Source organism: Corallococcus exercitus (genome assembly GCF_003611585.1).
Taxonomy (GTDB): domain Bacteria; phylum Myxococcota; class Myxococcia; order Myxococcales; family Myxococcaceae; genus Corallococcus; species Corallococcus exercitus.
On the sequence record NZ_RAVW01000374.1, the window covers coordinates 1 to 9630 of the forward strand.

Below are 9630 nucleotides of genomic sequence, written 5' to 3' on the forward strand. Positions count from 1 at the left end.
CCCGAAGCGCTCCCGCCCTTCCCAGTGCGCATCGAGCACGTTGCCGAAGCGCAGGTCCGTCACCCCTGCACTCCGGATCCGCCCCAGGCGCGCGAAGGGCGCGCTGTATGGACTGACCTCCAGCAGCACGTCCACCCAGCTCCCACCGCGCTCCAGCGGCGAACCGTGATGGGGCGAACCCAGGCACACGAGCCCGCGCAACAAGGGACGCCAGCCATGGCCCTCGGTCTCCGCCGTGAGGCACGCGCTCCGTGCCACGAGTCCGCCCATGCTGTGGCCCAGGAGCGTCACGGATTCGAGCGGCACGGGCCAGCAGGCCACGAGCTGTTCCAACAGCTCGGAGAACGCGCGCCCGTTCCGGGAGATGTGCAGGCCGCTGTTGTAGTGGAGGTACACCGGCGTGTAGCCCAGGTCGCGCGCCAGCGCCGCGCCATGGTCGTGCCCGCGCCGGCTCCACTGCAGGTCGTTCATCGACGAGCCATGGACCAGCACGAGCAGCCGGCTCCCGGCGCGTGGCAGTGCTTCGCGCAGGGCTCCGGGATCCAGGCGCAGCGGCTGCCCCTGGACCCGGAACGCCATCGGGATGGCGAGCGGGTTGCCCTCCTCCTCCAGCACATCCCCCAGCACGCCGTTCAGCGCGGAGACCCACGCCTCCCGCTGAGGACCGGGGGAGCTTTCGCCCAGCCACGGTGAGAGCTGCGCGAGCACAGCATCCAGCCCCGCCCCGACGTGCCGGGTGACGCCCTGGAGCGTTCCGTAGAGCAACCCCGTCACGGCCCGCACCGGGCGCGCCAGCGGTTTGCCCAGGACGGATGGCCCGCTGGCGATGGTGCAGTGCATCTCCTCCACCAGCCCCATCACGCCCCGGGTGGCCTGCACCGCCAGGCGGCTGGCCCCACGCAAGGCGTCGGCGTTCTTCGGCGTTCCCGGTGACCGGCTGTTCATGGCTCGCGCCTCCATGGCCAAACCTACCGGACCGTAACCTACCCGACCGTAACCAAAGGGTCAAACCGGGGAACGTTTCAAGCGCTCCAGCTCCTGGCGCAGGGTCCGGTTCTCGGCGCGGAGTGTGTCGAGCTCGGTCGCCATCGGGCGCATCGCGGCGTCGATTTCCGCCTCGGTGAACCGCGGCGTGATGTGCTGGGGACAGTTCCAGTCGAAGCCTTCGACCTTGAGCACGAAGCCGCGCTCCACCTTCGCGCCCTGCCCGGGGACCACCAGGCGATCGAGCGTTGCGGCGTCCGTTTCGCGAGTGATGACGGACGCATGCGCCAGGACCTTCAGGCGCGCGCGGTTCGGGTAGTCCACGAAGATGAGCGCGACCCGGTCGTTCTCGCTGACGTTGCCCGCGGAGATGTACTGCTTGTTCCCCCGGTAGTCCGCGAAGCCCATCGTGTGGGCGTCCAGCACCCGGACGAAGCCCTGGGGCCCGCCCCGGTGCTGGATGTAGGGCCAGCCGTTGGAGCCGATGCTGGCCATGTAGAAGCTGTCGCGCTGGGAGAGGAACTCCGCCTCGTCGTCCGTGAGCACATCCGGCGCGTCTCCCGTTCGCTCGACGCGGGCATAGGCCGTGCGGCTGCCGAACTGTTCCTGGAGCGCCTTGACCGCGGGGGTGAAGGCAAGTTTTGCGAATCGTCCCATGGCACCTATTTCTAGCCATCCAGGGCCGTGAAATAATCAGCCAGTCCGGCAAGGCTTTATTGCCACTTTCGCAAGAATCATGGACCAGCTCTTCACGCTTCGGACGTTCGTCGCCGTGGCCCGGCAGGGAAGCTTCACGGCCGCGTCCCGCAGGCTCCGCATCTCCCCTTCCGTGGCGACGCGGGCTGTTGCCCAGCTCGAGGAGCGCCTGGGCCTCGCGCTCCTCACCCGCACGACCCGCTCCGTGCGCCTCACCGAACGCGGTCAGGTCTACCTGGAGAGCTGTCAGCGGCTGCTCGAGGACCTGGACGAAGCCGAGCGCCACGTCCGGGGTGAGAACGCCGAGCCACGAGGCGAGCTCAGCCTCTCCGCGCCCATCGTCTTCGGGCGGCTCCACGTCCTGCCCGTCGTCCAGAAGCTGCTCGCCGCGCATCCGGCGCTGTCCGTCCGGTTGCACCTGTCGGACCGGAACCAGCACCTCGTGGATGAAGGCATCGACGCGGCCGTGCGCCTGGGTGAGATGAAAGACAGCGGGCTGATTGCCCTCAAGGTCGGCACCGTCCGCCGCGTGCTGGTGGCCAGCCCCCGGTACGTGAAGCAGCGAGGGACGCCACGGTCGCCCGCCGAGCTGATCCGCCACGAGCTGATCGCCTTCGAGAACCTCGACGCGACGAACGAGTGGCGCTTCGGCGAGAAGGAGAAGGCGGTCCGCGTCCAGCCCCGGCTCACCCTGAACAGCGCCGACACGGCCATCGCGGCCGCGGAGCGGGGCATGGGCATCGCGCGCACGCTCTCGTACCAGGTGGCGGACGCCGTGCTCGAGGGTCGCCTGGTCCTCCTCCTCGGCACGTTCGCGCCACCTCCCGTTCCGGTGAGCGTCATCTACCCCGGACGTCGAAGCGCCTCCGCCAACGTGGGTGCGTTCGTCCGCACGGCGCGCGGGCACTTCGAGGAGAACCCGCTGCTGCCCGTCGAGGCGTGGCGCCCATCCCGCCGCTCTTGATCAGCCCGCGATATTCAGCTCGAAAACGCTGCGCGGAGGGCCGAACTGTGAGGGCACGGGGTCGAAGGACATCCCCAGCTTGCGTGCCTTTTTTTCATACTCGCGAGCGTCGCCGCCCGTCACGATCTGCGCTGATGCGAGAAGCGCCAGGACCTGCGCGACCCGCCCCGGATCTACATCCTTGAACTTGCACTGGATGTCGTTCAGCCCCAGCGCATCAAGGCCCAGGGTATCCATCACCCAAGGCTCCTGCTTTCGATGGAGCTGGCAATGGACCGCCCCGGCAATGATGATGTTCTCGACGTCACCTTCAGCCACGACATCGACAAAGAGGTCGGGCTCCACAAGCCGCTCGGAGTTGACCCAGTGCACGGCCAGCGGACGATGGAGCGTGCACAGCACCGCGGCGACCGCGGACAGCATCATCAGCCGGTTGGCGGGATGAAGCGTCACGGTCATCAACTCCATCACCGAGATCGCGTGCGTCGCCGTACGGACCTGCTCCAAGCCTTCCCATTTGGGAGATTGCGCGAAGGCGACGCTGATCGGCTTCATGTCTGTGACGGGCCCTTGCGCCACGACAGACATCGCGGGCTCGGTCCTGTCTTCATATTGGAGCGGCAGATCGGTGTGCTCGATGAGAAGCGCGCCCCCCGCGTCCTGGCCGTCGGCGATGCGAGACTTCTCCATGATCTCCGCGAGGCGGCTCGAGAAGGCGCCAACGTCCAGCGCTGGCGGCTCCGGGTAGAGCAGATCGATCCGGATCACACCGGCACGGACCGGGCCCGGAATCTGGTGCTTGGGTAACCGCGGCGTCTTCTTCGAACGAAAGAGGTCGAAAAGCATGAGTGGCGCTCAGCTTGCCACACCCGCCGTATTCCTCAGCCAGCTCGCCCGTTGGGGTCGCGCTCCAGAACAGCCACGTTGACCTCCGCGCGCACCTCGAAACCGAGGCTGCGGTAGAGCGCAATGGCAGAGGTATTGGTCGTCCACGCGTGCAGGAAGGCACGGTCACCGCGCCGCTGAATGGCCGCGACGACGGCTGTCGACAGTCGGCGTGCCAGGCCCTGCCCCCGGAAGTCCGGGTGGGTGCAGACGCCGCTCACCTCCGTGTGGCCGGGGAAACGCATGCGCTCCCCGGCCATGGCGACGAGCCTGCCGCCACGGCGGATGCCCAGAAAGCGACCCATCCGATGCGTTCGAGACAGGAAGGGACCGGGCTCGGTCAGCAAGGCCAGCGCAAGCATCTCGGGCGCGTCGGCGTCGGTGAGCGGTTGAAGATCGTCCTCGCAATCCTCGGTCAGCTGCCGGGTAGCGACCATCTGCACGCCACTGGCGGTCTTGATGGCGCGCAGACCCGCTGGCACCAGGACAGGAGGCACCTGTAGGACGTAGACCCGTTCACCGGGACGCACCAGTGCAGCGAGCGCCGCCTGCGCTTCGGGCGCGTCATCCCGCGCCGAGGCGAAGAGATTGACGTCTGGAACGAACCGTCTGGCACGCGCGTCGCCTTCGGCCACCGGGACGTGGAAGGTGGTGAGGGATGCCCAGACAGGGCGGTCGAGTTCAGTCATGCCGACGAGCTCCTTTCGCGAGCCGGGCCGCACGAGCGGCAAGTGGCAGCTCCTCGAGCGCGTCCTCCAATACGGCCAGCTGCCCGAGGAGGCGTCCCGGATCATCGCCGCAAGCCTCGCGCACCGCGGCCTCGATGAGCGGAAACGTGTGCCGCTTCAAGCGCGCCAACAGGCCCCGGCCGGCCGGGGTCAGCTCGATGACGCGCGCGCGACCATCGTCCTCGGCGGCACCCGAGCGAACCAATCCCGCGGTCTCGAGCGCGCCCGTCATGCGCGTCACACCTGGCTGCGTCACACCGAGGGCACGCGAGAGGTCGCCAACCGTCATCGCCCCACCGCTATCCAGCGCCGCCAGCGGTGGCAGGTGCGAGGCGGGCACCGGCACCTTGGCCTCGTCGAGAATGACCTGTGCGTGCGCCTGAAGCCGATCTCCCAGGCGCTTCAGACGTGTGCCGAGCGCAAGGTGGCCGAGCCCCTTCAGGGCATCTTCGTTCGAGCCTGCCATGGGGACTTACATAACCTGTTATCCAATTTGGCGCAAAGACGTCGGCGCTGGCCATGGTTCCCGTGGCAACGTGGGCGCGCTCGTCCGCACGGCGCGCAGCCACTTCGAAGAGCACCCGCTCGCGCCCGTCGAGGCGTGGCGCCCGTCCAGGCCCACGCGTGGCAAACCCAGCGCGGAAAAGAGAAAGGGCCCCGGCGTTTCCACCGGGGCCCTCTCAGAGTTGCGGGGGCAGGATTTGAACCTGCGACCTTCGGGTTATGAGCCCGACGAGCTACCAGGCTGCTCCACCCCGCGTCACCGTGACGCGGTACTGCTGCTCTCGATTTGAACACCCGGAGTCGAAACTTTCATTTCGACTCCGGGCTTTTCAAGTTGCGGGGGCAGGATTTGAACCTGCGACCTTCGGGTTATGAGCCCGACGAGCTACCAGGCTGCTCCACCCCGCGGCGAGAACGAGAGGGTAAGTACCGAAGCCCCTCGCTACCGTCAACACCTATCTCGGCGCCCCATCGCATTGTCGCGACGAGCGCCGAGAAGGCGTGACGCCACTACTTGCCCAGCTTGCTGAGCAGATCCGCGAAGGTGCCGAAGCCCTTCTTGCCAGCGCCCTGCGGCTGCTGCGTCTTCTGCCACGCCTCGACCTCGGCGCGCTCCTCCGCGCGGATGGCCGCGGGGATGGACAGGCGGATCTTCCCGGAGGTGTCGATGTCGATGATCGCCACCTTCAGCTCCTGCCCGATGCTGAAGTGCTTGCGCATGTCCGTGCCGCGATCCGTGCCCGTCTCGCTGGCCGGGATGAGGCCCTTGCCGCCCGGGAACGCGAGGAACACGCCGTAGGGCTCCAGGCGGTCCACCTTGCCGGTGACGACCGCGCCCACCGTGGGACGGGGCGCCGCGGGCTCCTTGGGAGCAGCGGCCTTGGCCTCCTTCGCGGGACGCTCCTCGGGAGGACGCTGGGCCTCCTCCTCGGAGATGCGGCGCAGGCCGATGCGCTTGTCATTAGGGTCGATCTTCTCGACGGAGACCCAGATGACCTCGCCTTCCTTCACCGCGTCGCGCGGGTGCGCGATGCGCCGGTCGCTCAGCGCGGAGATGTGCACCAGGCCGTCCACGCCCGGGCGCAGCTCCACGAACGCGCCGAAGGGCTGGAGCCGGACGACCTTGCCCTGCATGCGGTCGCCCTCCTTGATCTCCTCCAGCGCCTTCTTGAACGGATCCTCCTGACGCGAACGCAGCGACAGGGTGATGCGCTCCTTCTGCTTGGCCTTGTCCGGGGAGTTGGGCTGGCCCTCCTCCATGCGGAGGATCTCCACCTCGACCTCGTCGCCCTGCTTCACCACGTCGCTGGGGTGCGCGACGCGCGTGTAGGAGAGCTCGGAGACGGGGACCATGCCCTCCACGCCGCCCAGGTCCACGAACACGCCGAAGTCGCGCACGCCGGAGACCTTGCCCTTGACCGTCTTGCCCACGGCCAGGTTCTTGCGCGTCTCCGTGGCCAGCCGGCGCTGCTCGTCCTCCAGCAGCGAGCGGCGCGACAGCACCACGTTGCGGTCGCGCACTTCCGTCACGCGGAACTGGAGCTTCTCGCCGATGAACTGATCCGGCTTCTCCACGAAGCGGATGTCCAGCTGGCTGATGGGGCAGAAGGCGCGCGTGTCACCGATCGCCACCTCCACGCCGCCCTTGTTCACGCTGAGGACCATGCCCTCCACCGGCATGCCGGAGGCGCGGGCCTCCGCGAGCATCGCGAAGGACGCGTTGCCCTTGGCCAGCGCGCGGCTGAGCAGGATGCCCCGGGCGCCCATCTCCACGACGTGCGCCTCCAGGCGGTCGCCCACGCCGAAGCGCAGGATGCCCTCGTCGTCCTTCAGCTCGCGCAGCTCGATCATCGCCTCGGACTTGGCCGAGCCGTCCAGCGACACGAACGCGGTGTCCGCGCCCAGCTGGAAGATGGTGCCGGCGACCTTCTCGCCAAGGCGCACGCCGCGGCGGCCGGGAGCCCCGCCGTCCTTGACCTGCGCCTCGAACATGTCCGCGAAGGACTCCGTCTCCGGGACTTCCTCGTACAGAGGGCTGGGGGGCGTGGGAGCCGGCGTCACCGGACGCGGCGCCGGGGCCGGCGTGGAGGCCGCGGAGGCCTGCGCGTCGGCGCCCGTCTGCTCCGCGGTCGCGGTCGCCTCGGCGGGCTTCTCACCCTCCAGGGCGCGCGTCTCGATGGAGCCCGAGGCGCGCTTCACGACCACCATGGGGCCGGAGGGACGGCGCTCGCCGCCCCCGCTGCCACCCCGGCGCTCGCCGCCACGGCCACCGCCGCGCTCACCGCCACCGCGGGGCGCGTCGCCCTGGGGACGGGGCTGCGACTGGGCGTCGCGCGGACCGCGCTCGCCGCGGCCCGGGCCGCTCTTCTCGTCGCGACCGCCACGGCCACCGCCGCGCTCGTTGCCCTGGCCCCCCGAAGGGATGCCCAGCATCACGTCGCCAAACGTGGCCTTCGGCTTCTTGGGACCGAAACCGCCAGGACCGCCCGAATTACCGCCGCTCTTCTCGTCGCTCACTGCCGAGACCTTCCGTTGACGATTTCGACCCGGGACTTCCGTGAAGTCAGGGCCTCTTGAAAAAGGCGGCGCACTCTACACGCGCGCCATGCCCGGAGGAAGCCGCATACGGCCATCCCCCTAAAATTCGGCCTCCTATCGCAACGGAAAGGGGCCTGTCGTGCATTCCGTTTGAGCTCCCAGGCACCGCCTGGAAGGCAGCCGTCCCACCGGGCGCCGCGCCGCGTCTACCGGGCAAGCCCCAGCTTCCGGCCCACCTTGCGGAAGACGGCGCCCGCCTCCGGGACGCCCAGGGCGGCGGACACCGCGAAGTAGACGACCCCGAAGGGAATCGCCGTCGCCAGAAGGCCCAGCACCGGGTGCAGCCGGGGCGGCACGAGCAGCCCCCCGCCCCACTCCACGCCCACTCCGGGCATGGGGCCCAGGAGGCCGGTGAGGCCCTGTTTGACGGCCAACGCCACGAGCCCGCCCACCACCGCCGCGCCGTACAGCCGGGGCAGCAGTCCCGCCGGCAGGCCCACGGGCCCGACCATGGAGCGCAGCTTGCGGCGCAGGAGCGTGGTCTCCACCCAGGCCACGATGCCGCTGGACAGGGTGAGGAAGGCCGCGCCCAGCTCCCGGGGCAGCCCCAGCCGCTCCGGCAGCCACAGCGCCAGGAACCACGCCTTCACGGTGCCCATGGCCACGCGCACGATGGCGTAGCGCAGCGGCGTCTTCGGATCCTTCAGCGCGTAGAAGGCGGACGCGTAGAGGCGGCCCACGGTGGAGGCCACCAGGCCCACCGCCGCGCCCATCAGCAGGTACCAGAGGTAGCGCGAGTCCGCCGCGCCGAAGCGGCCCGTCTGCAGGAGCGCGCCGCTGACCAGGTCCCCCAGGAACAGCAGCGCGGCGGCGGACGGCACCACCCAGAAGGCGATGCGCCGCGAGCCCGCGTCGATGCGGCTTCGCAGCTTCGCGTGCGCCTGGGCCTCCCCTTCCGCCGTGGCGCGCGCCATCTCCGGCAGCTCCGCGGCGGACACCGCCATGCCGAAGAGGCTCACCGGGATGAGGTAGATGGTCTGCGCGTAGAGCAGCGAGGACAGCGCGCGGTTGGAGATGAGCGACGCGAACGCGGTGTCCACCCACGCGCTGAACTGCACCACGCCGCGCCCCAGCACCACCGGGCCGAAGTTCTTCAGCACCTGGCGCACGGAGGCGCTCGCCAGCGACACCACCGGGCGGAAGCGGCCCAAGAGGCGCATCACCGTGGGCACCTGCACCGCGAACTGGAGGAAGCTGCCCAGCACGACGCCGTAGGCCAGCCACTCCGTCAGGGCCTCCTCCGCGGCGCGGCCGCCGGACGTGTACCGGCCGCCCATCACCAGCAGCGTGGCGATGATGACGATGTTCCACACCACGGGCGCCAGGTAGGACAAGAGGAAGCGCCGGTGGCTGTTGAGGATGCCCAGGCACCACGCGCTCAGCACCAGGAAGCCCGTGCCGGGGAAGAGGATGCGCACCAGCCGCACGGCCAGGTCGCGCTCGCCGCCCTCGAAGCCCGGCGCGATGAGGTCCACGAACAGGGGCGTGGCCAGCATGCCCAGCGCCACCATCACGCCCGTGGCCAGGGCCAGGAGCCCGAACACCGCGCCCGCGACCCGGTCCGCCTCGTCCGCGTCCTTCTTGCCCAGGAGTTGGGCGTAGACGGGGATGAAGGAGCCGGACAGCACGCCCTCTCCGAAGAGGTTCTGGAGGAAGTTGGGGATGCGCAGCGCGGCCTTGAAGACGGCGGCGGCCTCCGCGTTGCCCAGGTAGTGCGCGAAGACGCGCTCGCGCACCAGGCCCATCAGCCGCGACGCCAGGATGCCGATGCCCACCAGCATCGCGCCCCGCCCTCCCGCGCTGCGTTCAGGGACGGACGGTGGGGTGGCGGCCGGAGGAGGGCCGGACGGGGGAGGCGATACGGGAGCGGAGGCGTTCACGAAGAGGCGGACTCTACGTCCGGCGTTCTTCGGCATGCAGCAGGAAACCCTTCGACCGCTGTTTCACTTGACGGTCACTCCCCAGGTTGCGAGGGTCCGCCCCCAATGGCCGGAAAGTCCGACACCGAGCGGTCCGACGTCGCGCGCATCCGCGCCGTGCTGGCACGCGAGCTCGAGACCATCAACGAGTACGAGGCCTTCGCCGAGGACTCCTCCAATCCGGAGGTCCGCGCCTTCTTCCTCCACCTCGCGGCGGAGGAGAAGGAGCACGTGTCCGAGGCCACCCACATGCTCCGGATGCTCGACAAGGGCCAGGACGCGTTCTTCGCCAAGCCCTTCGTCCCCGGCCACTTCCAGGCCGCCGTGGCGGGCGCCCCCGCGGAGCCCGCCC

9 protein-coding genes and 2 tRNA genes are annotated in these 9630 nt (G+C 69.5%); 2 read left to right on the forward strand and 9 right to left on the reverse strand.

From position 1 onward, the window contains the following. Window positions 1-945, reverse strand: a 945-nt coding sequence (locus D7W79_RS32565; protein ID WP_120529266.1) for an esterase/lipase family protein, incomplete at its 3' end; no start/stop codon positions are given. A gap of 60 nt (window positions 946-1005) precedes the next feature. Further along, window positions 1006-1641, reverse strand: a complete 636-nt coding sequence (locus tag D7W79_RS32570; RefSeq protein ID WP_120529260.1) for a pyridoxamine 5'-phosphate oxidase family protein — start codon at window positions 1639-1641, stop codon at window positions 1006-1008. Window positions 1642-1720: 79 nt separating this feature from the next. Between D7W79_RS32570 and D7W79_RS32575 the strand changes: the two genes are divergently transcribed. Beyond that, window positions 1721-2644: a LysR family transcriptional regulator gene (locus D7W79_RS32575; protein ID WP_120529261.1), complete on the forward strand. Its 924-nt coding sequence runs from the start codon at window positions 1721-1723 to the stop codon at window positions 2642-2644. On the opposite strand, the gene D7W79_RS32580 is transcribed toward D7W79_RS32575, so the two are convergent. The 7 genes from D7W79_RS32580 to murJ form a co-directional block, all read right to left on the reverse strand. Beyond that, window positions 2645-3490, reverse strand: coding sequence for a hypothetical protein (locus D7W79_RS32580; protein ID WP_120529262.1), 846 nt, complete (start codon window positions 3488-3490; stop codon window positions 2645-2647). 35 nt (window positions 3491-3525) lie between these two features. Then, complete coding sequence (locus D7W79_RS32585) at window positions 3526-4218, reverse strand: GNAT family N-acetyltransferase (protein ID WP_120529267.1); 693 nt, start codon at window positions 4216-4218, stop codon at window positions 3526-3528. Continuing rightward, on the reverse strand, window positions 4211-4723 hold the full coding sequence (locus tag D7W79_RS32590; RefSeq protein WP_120529263.1) for a MarR family winged helix-turn-helix transcriptional regulator: 513 nt from the start codon (window positions 4721-4723) through the stop codon (window positions 4211-4213). Before D7W79_RS32590 ends, D7W79_RS32585 begins: the two co-directional genes overlap by 8 nt. A gap of 220 nt (window positions 4724-4943) precedes the next feature. Next, window positions 4944-5017 (reverse strand) — tRNA-Met (locus D7W79_RS32595). Between the two features lie 78 nt (window positions 5018-5095). After that, a tRNA-Met gene (locus D7W79_RS32600) sits at window positions 5096-5169 on the reverse strand. Window positions 5170-5271: 102 nt separating this feature from the next. Then, complete coding sequence (locus D7W79_RS32605) at window positions 5272-7278, reverse strand: S1 RNA-binding domain-containing protein (RefSeq protein ID WP_120529264.1); 2007 nt, start codon at window positions 7276-7278, stop codon at window positions 5272-5274. A 227-nt stretch (window positions 7279-7505) separates the two neighbouring features. Then, complete coding sequence (murJ, locus tag D7W79_RS32610; protein ID WP_167497768.1) at window positions 7506-9140, reverse strand: murein biosynthesis integral membrane protein MurJ; 1635 nt, start codon at window positions 9138-9140, stop codon at window positions 7506-7508. 204 nt (window positions 9141-9344) lie between these two features. Between murJ and encB the strand changes: the two genes are divergently transcribed. Continuing rightward, window positions 9345-9630: encapsulin nanocompartment ferritin-likeEncB family encapsulin nanocompartment ferritin-like cargo protein cargo protein (encB, locus tag D7W79_RS32615; protein ID WP_272491504.1), on the forward strand; the 286-nt coding region annotated here is incomplete at its 3' end.